Genomic DNA, 19,745 nt, shown 5'->3' with positions numbered 1-19,745 from the left:
TGGACAAGTAAAACTACAAAATAAATTGGCAGGTGTAATTGAACGCCATGAGCCGGAAAGAGGAAAAAAGTTATGGCAAAAGCTACTAAAAAGGAAGTTTCGGTTTCACTGGAGACCGTTTTATGGAATTGTCGTGTTGCTTTACGAGGGATTGGAAGTACTGAAAAGAATAGAGATGCTGTTATAGGGTTAGTGTTTTTGAAGTTTGCAGGGAACAAGTTTGATAGACGAAGATCAGAATTATTGGAACAATACGGAGATATCCCAGCATTCCTTGAAAAAGTATCGTTCTATAATGCTGTGAATGTATATTATTTGAAAGAAACCGCACGTTGGTCTTATATAGTTAAGCATGCCTCGGCAAATGATATCGCAGTCATCATTGATCAGGCTATGGCTGACATCGAAGAGAGCAACCTTCCACTTAAGGGAGCATTACCTCTGAATTTATTCGCATCCCTCGGTGCGGATAAGTCCAAGATTAAAGATCTAATTGATAATGTAAATCTGATCGATGAAAAGCGCTTTCATGAAGATGACCTTATTGGTCGAGTTTATGAGTATTTTCTACAGGTATACGCCGCAGCCGGTACCAAGGAAGATGGCGAATTTTACACTCCGGCGAGTGTTGTTAAACTTATTGCTGAGATGATTGAGCCATATTCAGGTATCGTATACGACCCATGCTGTGGATCAGGAGGAATGTTCGTTCAATCTTTAAAATTCGTAGACCGTCATAATGGCAACCGCCAAAAAATATCAATTTTAGGCCAAGAGAGTAATCCTGATACATGGCGTCTTTGCAAAATGAATCTTGCTATACGCGGTATTGCGCACAACCTTGGTGAAAAGAATACTTCAACATTTACAGAGGATTTACACAAAGATAAAAAAGTTGATTACATCATGGCAAACCCACCATTTAATTTTAAAAACTGGCGTAAAGAAGATGAACTCACTGACGATCCTCGTTTTAAGGGGTTTTCAACACCTCCAGTAGCAAATGCCAACTATGCATGGATTTTGCATATGATTTCAAAATTGGATGTAAATCATGGCGTGGCAGGATTTCTACTAGCGAATGGTGCACTAAATGCAGATGGTGTTGAGTATGAAATCAGAAAAGAATTACTTGAACGAGACAAGATTGAAGCAATCATCGTCCTGCCTCGTGAGATGTTCTACACTACAGATATTTCTGTAACGTTATGGGTTTTAAATATGAATAAAAAATCATGCACTTCAAATGGCAGACAACTACGCGATCGTACTAACGAAGTACTATTTATGGATTTACGCCGCTGGGATGATAACATTGAAGAAATAGTGATTGATAAAGGGAAGAAAAAGAAAAAAACTGTTCTTTCTGATGATCAAATTTCAGAAATAAAGAAAATATATAGTAATTGGCAAAGTATTGATACAAGCCTCTATTCAGATGTTCCGGAATTCTGTAAATCTGTAAAACTTGATGATGAAGAAGGCATTCGCACTAAGAACTATTCTCTTGCACCAAGTAAATACATTGAGTTTATTGATCATGACTTAGAAATTAATTACGAAAAAGAAATGTCACGTATTCAGGCTGAAATGTGCCAAGTAATGAAGGCTGAAAAGAAATCACAGACCATACTCGAAGAAGCGTTTAGGGGGATTGGTTATGGGATTAACTAAATTTAAACTTGGAGAATTAATACAATTGTCAACGGAAACAAATAGTGAACTTAAATACGGTGTTGATGATGTTCGTGGTATATCTATAAAAAAAGTGTTTATTGATACAAAGGCGGATATGAGCGGAGTGTCTTTAAAACCTTATTCTTTAGTAAAACCAGATGATTTTGCTTACGTAACTATAACATCAAGGAATGGGGAAAAAATAAGCATTGCCCATAATGACACATTGGATACTTATATTGTCTCTTCCTCATATGTTGTATTTAGTGTTAGCAGAACTGACATATTGTTATCAGATTATTTATTTATTTATTTTAACCGCCCTGAGTTTGATCGATATTCTCGTTTTAACTCTTGGGGTTCAGCTCGTGAAGCTTTTTCATGGGATGATATGTGTGATATTGATATTGAACTTCCATCACTACCAATTCAGCAAAAGTATGTGGATGTATACAATGCAATGCTTGCAAACCAGAGAACATATGAAACAGGACTTGAGGATTTGAAGCTCGTTTGTGATAGCTATATTGAAAATTTACGTAGGAAAATACCATGTCAGAAAATAGGACCATTTATTGAACGCTTTGATATAAGAAATGGTGAAAATGGAACTCTAAATGTAATGGGTATTAGTGTTTATAAAGAGTTTCGTATTCCTACAGCCAAAGTTAACAGGGATGAATTGTCAAATTATAAAGTAGTAAAACCACGTCAAATATCTTTTGTTCAAACAACACATAATGAGAAAGTATTTGCGTATGCTTTTAACAATACATGCGAAGATATTGTTGTTTCATCGGTTAATGAAGTCTTTTCGACTGATGAATCAAAATTGTTACCAGAATTTTTATCAATGTTTTTCAATCGCACTGAATTTGATAGATACGCTCGTTTTCATTCGTGGGGGTCGGCTCGAGAAACTTTTACATGGAGTGATTTAGTTGAAGTAGAAATCCCGATCCCAGATATTTCAGTACAGCAAGCTATTGCAGATATTTATACTGTTTACAAGGATAGAAAAGATATAAATGAGAAGTTGAAAGAACAGATAAAGGACCTATGCCCAATACTAATAAAAGGATCTCTTGAAGAAACAAGTGTCTGAAAGGAGGCAATCTAGTGGAATATATCTTTGAGAAGGGAAAATTTACAGAAGGTGAGCTAGAACAAGCTATTATTGAATTGTTTAAGCACCATGATTATACCTATGTAAACGGAGAGGATATTCATAGACGTTATGAGGATGTTCTGCTCCTTGATGACTTGAGTTCTTTTATTTCAACCCGCTATGTAGATGCTAATCTTAGTGCTGTTGAAATGCAGAAAATTATTAATAAGTTAAATCTCATTCCATCCACCCCGCTTTATTTAGGCAATCGTGAAGCTTTTTGGCTCATAAATGAGGGCTTTGATTTAATCCGTGATGACTTTACCAAAGTAGCCTTGCATGTGGACTACATTGATTTTGATGAGCCTAAAAATAACATCTTTAAAGTTGTAAACCAATATTCTGTTCAGGGAGATCACTTGCGCCGTCCTGATTTACTAGTGTTCATTAACGGCATTCCTATTGCCATTTGTGAGTTCAAAACAGCAATAGAAGAAGATAAAACTATTCATGATGCATGGAAACAGATTACCAAGCGATATACCAGAGATATTCCAAAACTCATGAAATATTGTTTTCTATCTGTAATCAGCGATGGAGCAAACACAAAATTGGGTAGTATCTTTACTCCGTACAAGTTCTATTACTCGTGGAATAAGGCAAATGATACAGATGAAATTTCAAATGGCATTAGCTCTTTACTTACAATGTTAGAGGGCGCTTTCTCAAAGGACCGCATTACAAAGGTCATAAGAGATTTTGTGTTCTATCCGGATGACAGCAAAAAGGATGAAGCTATTGTATGCCGATATCCACAGTACTTTGGAGCGCAGAAAATGCTTGATAACATCAAAGAGCATATGCGACCTATCGGCGATGGAAAAGGTGGTACATATTTTGGAGCTACAGGATGTGGTAAGACATATACTATGTTATTTTTATCTCGCTTGATTGCATTAAGAGATAATGAAGCATTCAATAATCCTACCATTATTATTCTCACAGATCGTGAGGATTTGGACACGCAAACTTCAGAGCTTTTTGTAACGGCTAAGAGGTATTTGCGGGAAAACGATGTTCGTAGCATTGAGAGTCGTGAGGACATGGAACAGACTCTACGTGCTAAACCAAGCGGTGGTGTTTATATTACAACGATTCAAAAGTTTTGTGAAAATACAGGTCTACTTTCTGATCGAACCAATATTATTTGTATTTCTGATGAAGCGCACAGAACTCAAACAGGTGTAGGTGCAAAGCTTAAGAAAACTGACAACGGCGTATTCACTTCATATGGCTTTGCAAAATACTTGCGTGATAGCTTTCCTAATGCTACATACTGCGGCTTTACCGGAACCCCAATTGATGAAACGATTGCTGTATTTGGTAAGGTTGTGGATACTTATACAATGAAAGAATCCAGCGATGATGGAATTACTGTCCGCATTGCATATGAACCTCGGTTGGCTAGAGTAATCGTCTCTGATGAACAAGCAAAGGAAATTCAAAAGTACTATGATCAATGCATAACTGAAGGTTCTAATCCAGAGCAGGTTGAGGAAAGTAAACGAGCAATGAGCTCCATGACTGCTGTTCTTGGCCATCCTGAGAGAATTAAAAAGCTGGCATCCGATGTTGTTACGCATTATGAAGCACTTTGTACTGAAAAACCTGAAATTGTGCAAAAGGCTATGATTGTTTGTGCAGATCGTAAGTTGGCATTTAAGGTGTTGAAAGCAATTGAAGCTATTCGCCCAAACTGGACCGTTGCAAACAAAGCTGAGGACGAGTCTATTCTGACTAAAGATCAGCTTGGTAAACTTGTAGCCCTTCCCAAGATTAATTTGGTTGCAACACAGGGTGCAAATGATGAAAAGGAATTATTTGATATTTGCGGAACTAAAGAATACCGTAAGATGCTGGACAAACAATTTAAGAACAATGATTCCAACTTCAAAATAGCAATAGTCGTTGATATGTGGATTACGGGATTTGATGTTCCGTCACTGGCAGTCATGTACATTGACAAACCACTTCAGAAGCATTCTCTTATTCAAACTATTTCTCGTGTGAATCGTGTATTTGATGGAAAAGACAAGGGCTTGGTTGTTGACTATATTGGAATTAAGAATGACATGATGGAGGCAGTCAAAAAATATGGTAGCCCGCAGGAAAGCCCAATAGATGAGCTTAACATTTCACTATCTATTTTCCGAAATCATCTCGCATTGGTGGATGAGCTGCTATCAAGTTTTGATGCAACAATATTTCACAATGGGACGCCATTGCAACGTCTTAACTGCTTGAATGCAGCCGCCGAATATGTGCAAACCAGCAAGGATATGCAGACCCGGTTTATGGGGTTATCCCGGAGACTGAAGAGCGCTTATCTGATTTGCTTCCCATCTGGTGAATTGACTGAACAAGAAACGGCGAAAGCACAATTTTATTTAGCGATTCGCTCAATTATTTACAAGCAGACGAAGGGCGATGCTCCGGATGCAGAAGTAATGAATAGTGTTGTTGAAGAAATGGTACGAGAAGCCATAACTTGCACAGGAATAGAAAATATAGTCGACGAGCATAAGTCTGTAGATTTGTTTAGTGATGATTTCCTAGCAGAGCTGGACTCAATCAACTTACCGATTACAAAATTCAACGCATTACTAAAACTTTTGAAAAAGGCTATCTCAGCGTACGGGCGTACTAATAAAGTAAAGGCCATCGAGTTTGACGAGCGCTTGAAGGAAGTTATAGATGCTTATAACAGCCGTGACAAAATGGTGTTTACAAGTGAAGTTGTTGCAGATTTTGTTAATGACCTATCCACCCAGTTGCTTAAGATAATGCAAGATTTGCAGGTTGACAAATCTTCGTTTGAGAAACTGGGAATCACTTATGAAGAGAAGGCTTTTTTCGACATACTCGTAAAAGTACGTGACGACCACGGATTCCCATATGCAGATGAGAAATGCCTTATTCTTGCAAAGAAAATCAAAGAGCTTGTTGATGATAAGGCTCAATTTGCTGACTGGTCAACACGCGATGATATTAAGAATCAGCTTAACATGGATCTTACTGTACTTCTCTATAAGAACGGCTATCCGCCAGAATGGGATGAAGAAGTATTTGAAAAAGTTATGCAACAGGCAGAGAACTTTAAAAAGTACAGTGATTGATTTCTGGTATGTCTGTAATGGAGGTGGCTTATGAGTGACACGTTAACCAGAAGTATAAATAATAGGGACTTTGAACGAATTTTTAAGGAGGTTCTCCATTTAGAGAACCTTAGTCTTCATGCGCATGAAGAATTGCGATTATTCAGGCTAAAGGAAGTCATAGATAACCGTTTCTCAAAAGACTCTCTCCGTGACTTTATACGCAGAAATATTGGCCATTATGTTTTTTCTCGTTCGAAGATAGAACAATTCCGTTTTGAAGGCGACGAATTTAGTGTTGGTATCGAAGCTCTGGACCTCATGTGCAAAAATGGGCGAGCTGATGAGAGAGGAACCGGAAATGAGCTTGGTGAAATTCTTCTCTATGCTTTCCTAGAGATAGTTTTAGGCGCTCCAAAGATATACAGTAAAGTAGAGTTAAATTCTTCTGTGAAGGCTGGAGTGAGTGCTTGTGATGGTATACATCTGCGTGCAATTGATCCACAGGGAAAAACGCTTTCATATGAGATGATATTCGGTTCTTCCAGTGTTGTTGGTGATTTAGGATATGCAATTGACGAAGCATTTAATCGTATAGAGGAGATATCAAAAAGAACTTCTGAAGAATTACAGATTGTTTATAGTACAGTTTTTGAACTACCTGCAAATGATCCAGTTGCCCAGCAACTTAGCGGAATTATTAAGCCCTCACCAGAAAAAGATGTTAATCGTGACACAGCATTTAGTGTTTTTCTGGGATATACATTAGGCTTGGATTCTTCTCGATACTCAACAACAGAATACCGAGACGTTCTTGAAAAAAAGATGGACGCAGACATTACTCATTATGCACCCTACATAAGGGATAAAATTACAGCATTGGGGCTTATTAATCGTTCTTTCTATGTATATGTTCTCCCATTTGATAATGCTGAAGAGGATAAAAAGGCCATCATGAAAAAGGTCATGAGAGAAGGTGACGCCGATGGCAGATAACAATGTCTTGAGGTTTGGGGATGTTTTCTTTGCTGAATTAAACCAAGATACATATCTCAAAAAAATTTACGAGGATATACTCTATAACTATTCAGTTAAGTTGTTTGGATTTATAAAGCGTCGGAAGCGTGAAATTCCTATCAACGACGCACTTTCTTTTGCTGATTTGCTCTCAAAATCAAATCACGTAAATCTTTCTGATTCTCACAAAATGTGGGCGCAAGAAATTGTTACTATGCTTCAGTATTTATATCCTGAAGACCAGAAAATTTCGTATGTGGCTGGATCTGTGCTAACGAGTATTGATAATTTTCAAGGAAGCACTATTGTAAAATCATCATTTGATGGTGTTGATACACTCGATAAGATATTTGGGGATTTTAAGAGAAAATACTATACTATCCCTGCAGACCCGGAAAAGAAGTTCATGAGTGCACAAAAAATTGCTTATGACCATTTTGACGATGAATATTTTAGTTATTCTGGACCTACATCTATGGGCAAGTCCTATATAATTCGGATGTTCATCAAACAGCAGATTTCATCTGGGGTCAAGGAAAACTATGCATTAGTAGTTCCCACTAAAGCTTTAATCAATGAAATTTGGATAAAAATAACAGATGATTTGCAGGTACAGTTACATGAACAAGGTTATCATATTGTCACTGCTGCAGGTGATGCTGTTTTAAGGAAAAAGGATTCCTTTAAAGATGATGGTCGTAGGTATATTTTTATTATGACACCGGAGCGATTGCTTTATCTTCTTATCAACGAACCAGATATTACAATTGACCACATGTTTATTGATGAAGCCCATAAACTTTCTGGTGCAGATAATAGAAGCCCATTTTATTACAGGATTGTTCAGATGCTTTCAGAGCGAGATCAGAGATCCCATATTGTTTTTGCTTCTCCGAATGTTCCTAATCCTGAAATCTATCTAAACTTAATATCAGGTTTGGGTTCAGAAGTGTTGGAAAGACAGAAGCTTGCTACTTCATTTTCTCCTGTATCACAGGTGAAATTCCTAATTAATCTTGACGATAACGAAGTAAGTATATACAACGAGCATACTAGAGAACCATTACCTTTAACATCCATAGCTATTGAAGACGCTGATTTAACAGATGTCTTGCTTCGTTTTGAGAAGGATGAAAATGGCATAGAGAAACAATGTATTGTATATTTTCCGTCTACTCGTAAAACAGTAATTGCGGCACGTGACTTTGCTGCAAATCGAATTGAAAAAACAAATAACAAAGAGTTAATGGCACTTGCAAAAGACATAAGAGATGAAGTTCATGGCGATTATTATCTTGCAGAGCTTATATCTAAGGGTGTTGCTTACCATATAGGCTATTTACCTGCATCTATCCGCCAAAGGATTGAAGATTTATTCAAAGCAGGCGCCATTACGGCATTGTTCTGCACTAGCACACTTATTGAGGGTGTTAATTTACCTGCAGATAATTTATTTATTACGGATTTTAAAAACGGAAGCAAGCATATGAAAGCTGTCGACTTCCGTAACCTTATAGGTCGTGTGGGCCGTTTAGAATACAACCTTTATGGCAATGTTTTTTTAGTAGCAAGCAACGAAAAAGCCAATGAAAAGTACGTTGATTTGCTCCAAGAGGAAATTGCGCCACAAACATTATCTATCGAAAAAGGACTTACAAAACCACAGAAGCAAAACGTCATTGAAGCTCTTCTTCACGGAACAGTGGAGTTAGTCAAGTATCCTGAAAAGCAGTCTGCAGATTCTTATGATATGATGCGAAAGTTTGCTATTATTCTATTGAACGACATCATGAAGGATCGTGTCAGTCGTGTAAGAAGAGAATTTCAAAAATTGATGAAACCTGGCGACGAAGACAAAATCAAAGAGCTCTTTACTTCAAGAGAAGAGTTCATACAGGATAATGATATTACAGTTTCTGTGGATCAATCAGAGTCACTTTTCAAGGCAATATCGCAGAATAATCTTGAGTTTCCAAACGTAGAAGATAATGGAAATTTTGATTCAGCACAGTTAGTAGAGTTTCTTGAACGTCTATGTAAGATTTTTAAATGGGAAATCTATGAGGCTGATACGCTTGGTCATGTCGGCAAGTATTCGAAGAAACACGGAAAATTGAAATGGTATGCGGTTATCTTGGGTCAGTGGGTGCGGGGGCATGGACTCAATCAAATAATGTACCAGGCAATTCGTTATAAACAGCGCTTTCCAGAGAAGGCATTATATATCGATAATAATTATGTTGATTACAACGACAGTCGTGAACACAAGAACATTGTCATTTCAGATGTATTGAGCGTTATCGACAGAGTGATTTTATTTGAACTATCCAATTACTTTTTGAAAGTATCAAAGGCTTACACGGAGATAAAACAAGTTATTAGTGTTCCGAATGACTGGTACGAATTCGTTGAGTATGGATCAACAAACAAGAAAACTATTAATATTCAGAAACATGGTTTTTCTCGTGAATCAGCATTGTATATTTTAAACCATGAAAACGAATATGTAGTACAGGTTGAACCAGAACTGAAGCTAAAAAGAAGTTTGCTGGAATGCTCAAATGAAGGAGTAAAAAAGGATGCTGAAGTCATCCAATATAATATCCCGGATTTGTTCGTGGAATAGTGATGGAGGTTGACTATGGCAATACGTGGTAAAAGTATAAACTTATTTCTTATGGATGGCGACCCTAGCGGACGCATTAAGTGTACGATGGCAAACTGGACAGGCATTGCATATAAGATCCCTCGTACCGCTTTAGATAAGTGCAAGGACATGGAGATATTAAAGCAAAGTGGCGTCTATTTTCTTTTCGGAACCGATAAGGAAGATAATACTGTAATTTATATTGGTCAAGCAGGGATAAGAAAGAATGGAAAGGGGCTGCTCCTTCGGATTCAGGAGACTCATGCATCTATTGATTATTGGACTGAAGTCGTCATGTTTACTACAACAAATAATTCATTTGGCCCAACAGAGATAAGCTACCTTGAAAATCGGTTCTGCAATCTGGCTATAGCGGCAAAACGATATTCTGTTAAAAATGGGAATGATCCAAATCCAGGAAACCTTACTGAAGAAAAAGAGAGTGAGCTAGAAGAGTTCATTGATAATGCAAAAATAGTAATGGGGGCTTTTGGCCATAAGGTATTTGAGCCATTCGTTACGACAACGACCGATGAGGAGATTTTATACGCTATGCGGAATAGCGCTAAAGCATCTGGGAAGCGTGTAAGCGATGGTTTTGTTGTGCTTAAGGGAAGCTCAATCTCAGAACAGACAACAAAGAGCTGCCCGGATCACATTCTGAAGATTCGTAATAAGAGTGCAGATAAAATCATTAAAGGTGTTCTAACAGAAGATATTTTATTTTCTTCTCCGTCAGGTGCTGCAGCATTTGTTTGCGGATGTAGCGCAAATGGAAATGTGGAGTGGAAGAACGCCAAGGGAGTAACACTTAAAGAAATAGAAGCAAATGAATAAATGCTTAAACTTAAAGACCTCTGAAGGAATAAATTTTCTTTAGAGGTCTTTCTTTTAATCTTTTTTATAAAACGTAGTCTCAAATCCATCAGCTCGAAGGACTAAACCTTTTATCCAGGGTGGTGTTCTTCCCATCTGGTCGCAAATGACTTCAAGCCTAACATCATTGCTGCATTCAATAATTATTTCATCATGCACGTGGCCGCAGATAAAATAGTGTCGGAGTGATTTCATGGAGTATGCCAGGATATCACGACTGACTGCCTGGACGATATTTTCTGTAAACTTCGGTCCGTAACTTTCGATGCGTTCCCATTTTTTTGTGATTCCAGTGCCTTCGTAAGTGACAGAGTCGCCACCAAACTGGTTCTGTTCTATTTTAGGCTTTACATAGGAAAGCCTTCTGCCAGAAGGAAGCTCAATGAAAAGCATACCTTTCTCGTAGTAGAACTTAATACCATGTGTTTTGGTATGTGTTCTCATACGGACCGCTTCTTTAACAGCTCTATCGATATCCCACCAAAGCTTTGTAATATTAGGATTTGACGCTCTCCAAGAATCGACCAGCGGCTGCAGTTCGTCCTCAGTGAGACCCATTTCCAATGCACCCATAGCTTTAAGTGCTCCAATGCTGCCTCCATATCCAAGTGCCAATTCGGCAATTTTACCTTTTTGACGAAGATGACTATTTACACCATGCTTCTCAACCGGCACATGGAACATAGCAGAAGCAGAAGCGCAGTAGATATCACCCTCGCTTTCAAATACGTCTAGTCGCCACTTTTCACCGGCTAAAAAAGATAGAACGCGTGCCTCAATGGCGCTGAAGTCACTGATGATAAATTTGTATCCTGGTCTTGGAATAAAGGCGGTTCTAATAAGCTGAGAGAGTGTATCTGGTACATCATCATAAAGAAACTTCACTGCATCATAATCTCCAAGCTTAACAAGGGACCGTGCATCTTCTAAATCAGGGATATGGTTCTGAGGTAGGTTCTGCAATTGTATATGTCTGCCTGCCCAGCGACCTGAACGTGATGCACCATAATATTGGAACATGCCGCGAGCCCTACCATCTAAGCAGACGGTGTTTTGCATGGCTTGATACTTTTTAATACTACTTTTCGCTAGCTGCTGGCGGAGCAGTAGCACATCTCGTTGATCCTCAGGTGCAGTCTTTAAAAGTGCTGCGACATACTTTTTACCAAGTGACTCAGTCTCAACACCATTATCAGAAAGCCACTGTTTTACTTGCAAGACGCTGTTTGGATTATCAAGGTTGGTAAGAACCTTCATTGCAGTAGTAAGTTCTTCTCTGGACTTTTCATCAAAAATGATCGCATTTTTAACAACATCCAGATCAAGTAGAATGCCTCTGTCGTTAATCACTTGATCTAGGTGGTATTCATCCCATACAAACTCAGGGACAGGATAGCTCTCCAGACGCTTTTTTACCGCCTTTTCTACCTCGACGTCTCGGACATTATATTTCTTAAATAAGGACCATTTGGCCAGATCGTGTTTAGGCAGGTTCCGGGTTCGGTTACCATTTACTTTAGTAGGCCTACATGGAACACAGAAATATCGAATGAGTTCTCGGCCTTCTTTTAGCTTCTGTTCACCGAGGTTTAGCACTACACCTACGCCTTCAAGCGAAAGCGGTAAACCCATATAAGCTGACCATACCATGGAGCAGAACCAAGAGGATGGATTTAAGTAGCCGCCGACTGTGTCATCAGGAGTGCTATAACTTTTTAATTTATACGGATAATGTTTACCAAGCCAATATGATAAACAGATTCGTTCGAAGGAAGCGTTAAAGGCCCACTTTGTGATGTTACCATCGATTAATGCATTTAATATCTCATCTGGAATTTTCTCGCCTAAAGACAGGTCAATAACGTGCACTTCGCCACCATTAATTGCGTAGCCAAAAAGGAGTATTTCAAAATTCGGTGATTCTGCATAACGGTAGACACCGCATTTACTAAGGTCCATGTCTGAGTAGGTTTCAAGGTCAATTGATAGTGATTTTATAGCTTCCATAATACCCTCCTTTCAAAAGAAAAGGGCGGCAGCAGGAGTGCCACCGCCTAAGCGATTAAAACTTGTCGAGTGGATCAGAGTTCTTCTTCGCTTTTTCTTTCTTGTGCTGTTTGATGCTGCTAATTATATCTTTGGCTACCATAACCACAAATCCGATTACAAACAGCTGATACATAACAAACAATTCGATTACAAGAAAAGTTTTCATAAGATTTACCTCATTTCTATAGTTGTCTTAGGTGGCAGGTTTTCCTGCCACCTTGGTTGTCAGCTACCGATTAGGAAAGAAAGTCGTCATCAGAATCCGTTGCAAAGTCTTCTTCTGCGTTGGACTTACCGCCAAGATGCTCCCCATCACGGATTTTTTGAAGGTTGTTGAGTGAACAAGCGATCCCTTTGTTTCCGTTTGTGTTGAAGGCGTAGAAGTTAACACTGGCGCGGCCATAAACACCGGAATAAATCTCAGAACGCTCGATGATAGGCTGGCGATCTGCATCAACGATGCCAGGAGCAGAGCTGTTGTTGGCGTTCATAAAATACGCATTTGCATAAACCGGATCATCTGTACGTTCCACATCGCCGTCGCGAAGAGGTGTCTTTAGAGTTGAAAGAGGTGGCACAGTACGACCATTTCCTTTGAGCTTACCTTCACCTTCATGGTAGGCCGCTTCGATTGCGGATTTAATTTTTTCGATAGTCTTCGTGTCGGACTTAGGGATAATGAGAGATACACTGTACTTTGGGGAGCCGCCATTAATGGATTTGGGCTCCCAAGCATTCACATAGCTGAATCGGGTATCAGGACCAGTAACTACTTTTAATGGATTAACTGCTTTTGTCATGGTTAATTTCCTCCTTGATTTTCATCAAAATCTTCATATGCTGAGTTAAATTCAGGCCTCTTGTCATCAGCGGTAACAAGGACTGGTTTTCCAGGTGGCTTAAAGGTTAAACCACCGATGATATCTTCAAATGTCTTCTTGCCGAGTAGTGCTGTCATAGCAGTGATGCCGAGCAGCTTCTTCTCGTAAGGGTCTTTACCTGCTTTGGTAACGACATCGGCTACTGCTGCTTCGTCGGTGTATTTCCTATTGGAACGACCGGCAACTAATTTAAAACCTTCAAACTTAGTACCGTTCAAAGCTTCCTTCAGAGCATATTCCTTGACATCGCCAGCCCAGGAAACAAGCTCATCTACCTTTGTAAGGATTGATGCTATCTCTTCATTATCTAGAGTGGCAGGTAGCTCAAAGTCGTACTTTGCGAGTTCCAAATTGTATTCGGCACGCTTTCTACAAGTTGCTTTGGCCTTACAGAACTGACAGTGCTCACCCGCTTTGTATTCGCCCTCACCCTTGCTGGCAAGCTCAGCAGTAGGAGATAAGACATCCTCAGCCCACTGGATGAGTTCGTTCTTTGAGATGCTGTACTCGCTAATGTTTTCTCTACGCGGCTGATAGATGACCAGGCGGACATTGTCGATGTCGTAGATCCCATCGAACAGGGTCAAACCGCCAAGCGCATAACAGAACATCTGCGGATTTCTTTCCGATGAAACCTTGATCCCAAGTCCGTATTTATAGTCAATTACGGTAAGGGTGCCGTCTGCGATAATCAGGCAGTCCACATGACCAAACCCTTGGGGGACATACCTTGAGAAATCGAGCTTCTGCTCAATAAGTACCTGAGGATCAGCACAGGCCTCTTTTGCTTTCTCAACCTGTTCCAGCACAAAGGCTGCATAATTTTCCGCGTGATCGTTCATTTCCTCATCGTAGAAGCTGAGTGATTCAGTCGGGTCCTTTGTAGGAAGTCCCAGCGATTTTTCCAGCTTGTGCTGCGCGAGGGTGTGAGCATCGGTGCCTTCCTGCGCAAAGCTGCTGGAAGAATCTTCGAACTTCTTACTGAGCAGGGCCGATGGTGGACACGCGATCCACCGGTGTGATGACGATGCGGAAAGCAGTGCGTGTTTTACGCTCATTGAATTGCCTCCGCATCCGCAAGCAATGCGGCATATTGTGACTGGTCTATGCTGGAGAGCTTGTCTGCACCATGTTTTTTCAACAGATCCTTAAGCGCGTCTGTGTGTCCGGCTCTGGACATTTCTGCAAACTTCTTCCGAACCTCTACAAACGAATATGCTGGTTTCGGTTCCTCTTTTGGTGGTGCGGGGGTTTCGTGCTCGTCTGATGTGCTTGAGAAAAGCCCAGTAAGCGAGTCCGCAATATTCATGAGGGTTTGTCCGCAGTCCTTTAGTTCAGACAGAACCTGACTCAGTTCACTCATCTTGCTCATTTGGAGTACCTCCTTCCTTTTTTTCTTGTTCCTTTGCAGACAAGGCCTTGATTTTCTGGGCCAGTCTTTTGGATACAACGCTGATGGCTGTGAGAGTGTCAGCAAGTTCTTCATCAAGCTGCTGGTCTTTCGAAGCCTCTGCAGGGGTCTGTGTCTGCATGTTGTTACCTCCCTTCCCGAGAGGCGTTATCCCCTCTCTAATAGTCCCAGGACAGTTTTGTGTGGTTTGAACGAATAATCTTTTTGGATTTTTTCGGGCCACACATTTTTCATGTTCTTCACTAGTCCCAGGACACTTAAAACGGAAATGAACGAAAAAAAGACAGCAGATTTTTCATGTCTGCTGTCGCTTATATAAGAAGGAAAAATTTAATTAGAAAAAGTTCGTTCAAAGCGGCGGTTTCTGTCCTGGGACTGTTAGAGGGACTTTACCTCTAATAAAAATAAGGAGGTTCGCTCATGGACGAACAAGTAAAGATTCAATATGGTCCTGGAAAAGTGGACAAAAAGAACGCTTCCGGATTAAAGGACCCGACAGCCTATGAAGCGCTGTCAAACATTAAAAAAGAAGAGAAACTATTTCTACCACTGGTTTACATCTGCTCCCCGTATCGTGGTGACACGATCAAGAACGCAGAGAACGCCAGAAGCTACAGTAGGGCTGCTGTCGATAGGGGTTATATCCCGCTTGCACCGCATCTGCTTCTGCCGCAGTACTTATCAGATGATATTCCTGAGGAGCGCGAGCTTGCCATGTTTATGAATATGGTATTTCTCGGAAAGTGTAACGAGCTCTGGGTAGTAGGAAGCAGAATCACGGAAGGCATGCAAAAAGAAATTGAGAAAGCTAAACGCCACTGTAAGACCATTCGCTATTTTTCTGAAGATATGAAGGAGGTAGGGGCATGCAATTAACGATCTGTACCGCAAATTGCACCGGTAATCAGAAGAACTGCCTCTATCCCAATAAATGTGTGGTTACCTCAGCGGATGAACTGAAGGAAGTGGTGAAGGTAGACCACGTTTGTGCGGAGTATGAGAACAACTATCGTAGCGCAGATAAATTCATCAAGTCCGACGTTATCGTGATGGATTGTGACAACGACCATACTGATAATCCTGCTGAATGGATCACGCCGGATACGCTTGAGGACCTGATGCAGGATGTTTCTTATGCGATTGCACCCAGCCGCAACCATATGCTCCCGAAGGGCGGTAAAACAGCAAGGCCCAAGTTTCATGTCTATTTTTCAATCGATGCCGTAGGGGACGCGGATACCTATGCCAATTTGAAAAAGGCAATCTATGAACAGTTTCCGTTCTTCGATGATAACGCTCTGGATGCAGCCCGGTTTATCTATGGTGCTGATAAGGGCGAAGTGATCTGGCATGAAGGCTGGCTCTCAGTTCTTGATGTGCTGGAAGATGTTGATGAGGATTTTGACGAAGCGATGGCAAATAGCTCTGTTATTCCAGCAGGCAGACGAAATAAAACCCTGTCGCATTTCGCAGGCAGAGTTTTAAAGCGTTATGGTATTGGAGATAAAGCGCATGACCTTTTCCTAAAGGAAGCAGAAAAGTGTGAGACATCCATCGAGGAGGGTGAACTGACTACCATATGGAATAGCGCGGTGAAGTTTGCTAAAAAAGTTCAGGATCAAGAAGGTTATGTGACACCGGAGGATTTTAACAAAGATTTTGCTTCTTTAAAACCTGCAGACTACTCCGATATTGGGCAGGCCAAAGTGCTTGCTCGTGAGTATGATGCAGAGCTTTGCTTCACTGAGGCAACAGATTATTTAAGGTATGACGGTGAAAAATGGGTGGAGTCAAAGCAGAAGGCTGTCGGTGCAATGGAGGAGTTTCTTGATGAACAGCTTGCTGACGCTGAATCACAAGTTGCATCAACACTGGAATCATGTATTAAGGCCGGTCTAGAAAAAGCAGCTGTCATTACCGGCAAGGGCATAGGAGATATGAACGAAGAACAGCAAACAGCGTATGGTATGTATACTGCCGCGACTATTTATAAGAAGTTTGTGCTGAAGCGTCGCGATATGAAATATATTACTGCAGCGCTTCAGGCGGCAAAGCCGATGCTGCAGCACAGCGTCTCGGAGCTAGATAAAGATGAGTTTTTACTGAATACACCCGGTGCAACGATTGATCTAAAAACGGGTGAAAGTAGGCTTCCAGAAGCCGCTGACTTCATCACGAAGCAGACCAATAGTAAGCCCGGCGAAGATGGCAAGGATGTCTGGCAACAGGCCCTTCGCACCTTTTTTTGTAATGATGCTGAGCTGATCGAATATGTCCAGCAGATTGTAGGCCTTGCTGCCATCGGCAAAGTCTACCTGGAAGCGATCATCATAGCTTATGGCGAAGGGCGTAATGGGAAATCCACCTTCTGGAATACCATATCCAGGGTGTTTGGTACTTATTCCGGTTCCTTGTCTGCAGACACTTTGACGGTTGGCTGCCGGAGAAATGTGAAGCCTGAAATGGCAGAGCTTAAAGGCAAACGTCTCATCATCGCGGCAGAGCTTGAGGAGGGTATGCGTCTTAACACCTCCATCATTAAACAGCTTTGCTCTACAGACGAGATTACGGCTGAAAAAAAATACAAGGACCCATTTAGGTTCACTCCTTCACACACGCTGGTGCTTTATACAAACCATCTGCCCCGTGTAGGTGCCAATGATGCAGGAACGTGGCGTCGTCTGATTGTCATTCCTTTCGATGCAAAGATTGAAGGTAGCAGCGATATGAAGAATTATGCTGACCACCTCTTCCATGAGGCTGGTCCCTATATCCTTAGCTGGATTGTTGAAGGTGCCATGAAGGCAATACGTAAGAACTTTCATTTATCGCCTCCTGAGTGTGTTCGTAAGGCGATTGATAGTTATAGAGAGAACAATGACTGGATGGCAAACTTCCTTGAGGATTGCTGCGAAATCGGTCCGGACTATTCGCAGCAATCCGGTGCCTTTTATCAAGAATATCGTAATTACTGTGCACGAAATGGTGAGTATACGAGAAGCACGACCGATTTTTATACAGCAGTTGAACTCGCAGGCTTTACGCGAAAGAAGATAAATAAGGGTTCTTTCATCTATGGAGTGCGTGTAAAAGATGAAGATTTTTTGAATCAACCCTAACAGACTGTCACTGGTGACCCTCATTATACTCATATACAAAAAGTCCTTATAGAGAGTTTTTTAAGTAAAAAATAGCTTATAGGGGGTTTTATGCAATGAGTATAATGACCACCACCAAATTTTGATGGAGATAGAGCGATGAGAGAAAAAGAGATTGAAAAGAAGTTAACTTTGGAAGCAAAAAAGCGCGGTGGGCTGGCATTGAAGTTTGTATCCCCAGGATTTGATGGTATGCCGGATCGAATCGTTCTGATGCCTGAAGGAAAGATGGCCTTTGTTGAGGTCAAAGCTCCGGGTAGGCACCCACGCCCATTACAGATGGCAAGGCATAAGCTGTTAAGTGGGTTAGGATTTTCAGTTTTCATATTAGACGAAGCGAGTCAGATTGGAGGGATTTTAGATGCGGTACAATCCTCATGATTATCAAAAGTATGCGATAGAATACATCGAATCTCATCCGGTATCAGCCATACTGCTTGATATGGGTTTAGGCAAAACGAGCATTGCCCTGACTGCAATCAATAACCTGCTGTTTGATTCCTTCGATGCACATAAGGTGTTAGTGGTAGCCCCGCTTCGAGTGGCAAGAGATACTTGGCCTGCGGAAACTGAAAAGTGGGATCATCTAACTGACTTGATCGTTTCTGTTGCAGTGGGAAATACAGCGGAACGGGTCCAAGCGTTAAAAGCCACAGCGGATATCTATGTCATCAACCGTGAAAATCTTTGCTGGCTCATTGATGAGAGCGGGCTGCCGTTTGACTTTGATACGGTCATTATCGATGAGCTTTCTTCCTTCAAAAATCATCAGGCCAAGCGCTTTAAGTCACTGATGAAGGTCCGCCCAAAAGTAAAACGCATGGTTGGCTTGACAGGAACACCTAGCAGCAATGGCTTAATGGATTTATGGGCCGAGTTCAAACTACTGGACATGGGCGTTAGGCTTGGAAGGTTTATCACCGCATTTCGCAGTAACTACTTTATGCCGGATAAGAGAAATGGCCAAATCATTTACAGCTACAAGCCACTTCCCGGAGCGGAGCAATTCATCTATCAGAAAATCTCTGACATTACGATTTCGATGAAGTCTACGGATTACCTTAAGATGCCTGAACTGATCAGCAGCGAACATCCGGTCATGCTTTCTGAAAAAGAGGCAAAGCGCTACGACGAATTAGCAAGAGACCTTGTAATAGAGCTTCCTGGCGGTGAGGTAACAGCGGCAAATGCAGCAGCCCTTTCTAACAAGCTCTGCCAAATGGCTAACGGCGCCATTTATGCCGATGGTGGTGCGACACAGGTCATCCATCATCAGAAGTTGGATGCCTTGGAGGACATCATTGAGGCGGCAGCCGGTAAACCGATCCTTGTGGCCTATTGGTACAAGCACGACTACGAAAGGATCGTCGAAAAGCTTCACAACACAAAGATTCCATTTTCTAAGCTGGATACCGCAGAGAGTATCCGCAAATGGAACAATAAGGAGATACCAGTCGGCTTAATTCATCCCGCATCTGCCGGACATGGTTTAAATCTTCAGTCTGGTGGCTCGTGCATCGTGTGGTTCGGTCTTACCTGGTCATTAGAGTTATATCAACAGACAAATGCTAGGCTCTGGCGTCAGGGCCAAACAGCTGAAACGGTTGTGGTGCAGCACATCGTTACCAAAGGCACGATTGACGAGCGCATTTTGCGGGCTCTTTCCTTGAAGGATAAAAGCCAGTCGGCGCTAATCGATGCTGTTAAAGCTGATCTGCAAATGAGAGTCAACTAAAGACAATCCGTGCCAATCCGAGAGAAATCCA

At 41.1% G+C, this 19,745-nt stretch carries 16 protein-coding genes; 10 read left to right on the top strand and 6 right to left on the bottom strand.

Translation table 11 applies throughout. From position 1 onward, the window contains the following. Positions 1-72: 72 nt before the first annotated feature. The 6 genes from AC4PHB_RS06005 to AC4PHB_RS05980 are packed head-to-tail and all read left to right on the top strand — an operon-like array spanning position 73 to position 10,441. Positions 73-1,674, top strand: coding sequence for an N-6 DNA methylase (locus tag AC4PHB_RS06005; RefSeq protein ID WP_492137704.1), 1,602 nt, complete (start codon positions 73-75; stop codon positions 1,672-1,674). Then, positions 1,661-2,782 carry a restriction endonuclease subunit S gene (locus AC4PHB_RS06000; RefSeq protein WP_492137703.1) on the top strand — a complete coding sequence of 374 codons (1,122 nt, stop codon included), beginning with the start codon at positions 1,661-1,663 and terminating at the stop codon, positions 2,780-2,782. The genes AC4PHB_RS06005 and AC4PHB_RS06000 overlap by 14 nt, the downstream gene beginning before the upstream one ends. Positions 2,783-2,796: 14 nt before the next feature. Next, complete coding sequence (locus tag AC4PHB_RS05995) at positions 2,797-5,961, top strand: type I restriction endonuclease subunit R (RefSeq protein WP_492137702.1); 3,165 nt, start codon at positions 2,797-2,799, stop codon at positions 5,959-5,961. 30 nt (positions 5,962-5,991) lie between these two features. Further along, positions 5,992-6,936 (top strand): HamA C-terminal domain-containing protein, encoded by a 945-nt coding sequence (locus tag AC4PHB_RS05990; RefSeq protein ID WP_492137701.1) that lies wholly within the window; start codon positions 5,992-5,994, stop codon positions 6,934-6,936. After that, a complete protein-coding gene (locus AC4PHB_RS05985; RefSeq protein WP_492137700.1) occupies positions 6,926-9,583 on the top strand; it encodes a DEAD/DEAH box helicase in 2,658 nt (885 codons plus the stop codon). The genes AC4PHB_RS05990 and AC4PHB_RS05985 overlap by 11 nt, the downstream gene beginning before the upstream one ends. 15 nt (positions 9,584-9,598) lie before the next feature. Continuing rightward, entirely contained in the window at positions 9,599-10,441 is an 843-nt protein-coding gene (locus AC4PHB_RS05980; protein WP_492137699.1) for a GIY-YIG nuclease family protein, read from the top strand. Positions 10,442-10,495: 54 nt separating this feature from the next. Here AC4PHB_RS05980 and AC4PHB_RS05975 read toward each other — a convergent pair whose 3' ends face one another. From AC4PHB_RS05975 to AC4PHB_RS05950, 6 genes are all read right to left on the bottom strand, one after another. Further along, positions 10,496-12,487: a DNA polymerase gene (locus AC4PHB_RS05975; protein ID WP_492137698.1), complete on the bottom strand. Its 1,992-nt coding sequence runs from the start codon at positions 12,485-12,487 to the stop codon at positions 10,496-10,498. Between the two features lie 55 nt (positions 12,488-12,542). Beyond that, a complete protein-coding gene (locus AC4PHB_RS05970) occupies positions 12,543-12,695 on the bottom strand; it encodes a hypothetical protein (RefSeq protein ID WP_492137697.1) in 153 nt (50 codons plus the stop codon). 70 nt (positions 12,696-12,765) lie between these two features. Continuing rightward, a complete protein-coding gene (locus tag AC4PHB_RS05965) occupies positions 12,766-13,329 on the bottom strand; it encodes a DUF2815 family protein (protein WP_492137696.1) in 564 nt (187 codons plus the stop codon). A 2-nt stretch (positions 13,330-13,331) separates the two neighbouring features. Next, positions 13,332-14,468 carry a DUF2800 domain-containing protein gene (locus AC4PHB_RS05960; protein WP_492137695.1) on the bottom strand — a complete coding sequence of 379 codons (1,137 nt, stop codon included), beginning with the start codon at positions 14,466-14,468 and terminating at the stop codon, positions 13,332-13,334. After that, on the bottom strand, positions 14,465-14,782 hold the full coding sequence (locus AC4PHB_RS05955) for a hypothetical protein (RefSeq protein WP_492137694.1): 318 nt from the start codon (positions 14,780-14,782) through the stop codon (positions 14,465-14,467). The genes AC4PHB_RS05960 and AC4PHB_RS05955 overlap by 4 nt, the downstream gene beginning before the upstream one ends. Beyond that, positions 14,766-14,942, bottom strand: coding sequence for a hypothetical protein (locus AC4PHB_RS05950; RefSeq protein ID WP_492137693.1), 177 nt, complete (start codon positions 14,940-14,942; stop codon positions 14,766-14,768). Before AC4PHB_RS05950 ends, AC4PHB_RS05955 begins: the two co-directional genes overlap by 17 nt. Positions 14,943-15,241: 299 nt before the next feature. On the opposite strand from AC4PHB_RS05950, the gene AC4PHB_RS05945 reads away from it, so the two are divergent. The 4 genes from AC4PHB_RS05945 (at position 15,242) to AC4PHB_RS05930 (ending at position 19,714) form a co-directional block, all read left to right on the top strand. Then, the gene (locus AC4PHB_RS05945) at positions 15,242-15,697 is read left to right on the top strand and encodes a DUF7768 domain-containing protein (RefSeq protein WP_492137692.1); all 456 of its coding nucleotides are present in this window, start codon (positions 15,242-15,244) and stop codon (positions 15,695-15,697) included. Then, a complete protein-coding gene (locus AC4PHB_RS05940; protein WP_492137691.1) occupies positions 15,688-17,940 on the top strand; it encodes a phage/plasmid primase, P4 family in 2,253 nt (750 codons plus the stop codon). The genes AC4PHB_RS05945 and AC4PHB_RS05940 overlap by 10 nt, the downstream gene beginning before the upstream one ends. 138 nt (positions 17,941-18,078) lie before the next feature. Beyond that, positions 18,079-18,360: a VRR-NUC domain-containing protein gene (locus AC4PHB_RS05935; RefSeq protein WP_492137690.1), complete on the top strand. Its 282-nt coding sequence runs from the start codon at positions 18,079-18,081 to the stop codon at positions 18,358-18,360. Beyond that, complete coding sequence (locus AC4PHB_RS05930; protein WP_492137689.1) at positions 18,341-19,714, top strand: SNF2-related protein; 1,374 nt, start codon at positions 18,341-18,343, stop codon at positions 19,712-19,714. Before AC4PHB_RS05935 ends, AC4PHB_RS05930 begins: the two co-directional genes overlap by 20 nt. Positions 19,715-19,745 lie beyond the last annotated feature (31 nt).

Source organism: Gudongella sp. QWL-04 (assembly GCF_058683975.1).
Note: the sequence above shows the minus strand (reverse complement) of the source record. Positions and strands in the feature narration are given on the sequence as shown.

What these genes read in the sequence shown, in the direction of transcription:
- AC4PHB_RS06005 (WP_492137704.1), top strand. Translation starts at nt 73, where the DNA reads ATGGCAAAAGCTACTAAAAAGGAAGTTTCGGTTTCACTGGAGACCGTT.
- AC4PHB_RS06000 (WP_492137703.1), top strand. Translation starts at nt 1,661, where the DNA reads ATGGGATTAACTAAATTTAAACTTGGAGAATTAATACAATTGTCAACG.
- AC4PHB_RS05990 (WP_492137701.1), top strand. Translation starts at nt 5,992, where the DNA reads ATGAGTGACACGTTAACCAGAAGTATAAATAATAGGGACTTTGAACGA.
- AC4PHB_RS05985 (WP_492137700.1), top strand. Translation starts at nt 6,926, where the DNA reads ATGGCAGATAACAATGTCTTGAGGTTTGGGGATGTTTTCTTTGCTGAA.
- AC4PHB_RS05980 (WP_492137699.1), top strand. Translation starts at nt 9,599, where the DNA reads ATGGCAATACGTGGTAAAAGTATAAACTTATTTCTTATGGATGGCGAC.
- AC4PHB_RS05975 (WP_492137698.1), bottom strand. Translation starts at nt 12,487, where the DNA reads ATGGAAGCTATAAAATCACTATCAATTGACCTTGAAACCTACTCAGAC.
- AC4PHB_RS05970 (WP_492137697.1), bottom strand. Translation starts at nt 12,695, where the DNA reads ATGAAAACTTTTCTTGTAATCGAATTGTTTGTTATGTATCAGCTGTTT.
- AC4PHB_RS05965 (WP_492137696.1), bottom strand. Translation starts at nt 13,329, where the DNA reads ATGACAAAAGCAGTTAATCCATTAAAAGTAGTTACTGGTCCTGATACC.
- AC4PHB_RS05960 (WP_492137695.1), bottom strand. Translation starts at nt 14,468, where the DNA reads ATGAGCGTAAAACACGCACTGCTTTCCGCATCGTCATCACACCGGTGG.
- AC4PHB_RS05955 (WP_492137694.1), bottom strand. Translation starts at nt 14,782, where the DNA reads ATGAGCAAGATGAGTGAACTGAGTCAGGTTCTGTCTGAACTAAAGGAC.
- AC4PHB_RS05950 (WP_492137693.1), bottom strand. Translation starts at nt 14,942, where the DNA reads ATGCAGACACAGACCCCTGCAGAGGCTTCGAAAGACCAGCAGCTTGAT.
- AC4PHB_RS05945 (WP_492137692.1), top strand. Translation starts at nt 15,242, where the DNA reads ATGGACGAACAAGTAAAGATTCAATATGGTCCTGGAAAAGTGGACAAA.
- AC4PHB_RS05940 (WP_492137691.1), top strand. Translation starts at nt 15,688, where the DNA reads ATGCAATTAACGATCTGTACCGCAAATTGCACCGGTAATCAGAAGAAC.
- AC4PHB_RS05935 (WP_492137690.1), top strand. Translation starts at nt 18,079, where the DNA reads ATGAGAGAAAAAGAGATTGAAAAGAAGTTAACTTTGGAAGCAAAAAAG.
- AC4PHB_RS05930 (WP_492137689.1), top strand. Translation starts at nt 18,341, where the DNA reads ATGCGGTACAATCCTCATGATTATCAAAAGTATGCGATAGAATACATC.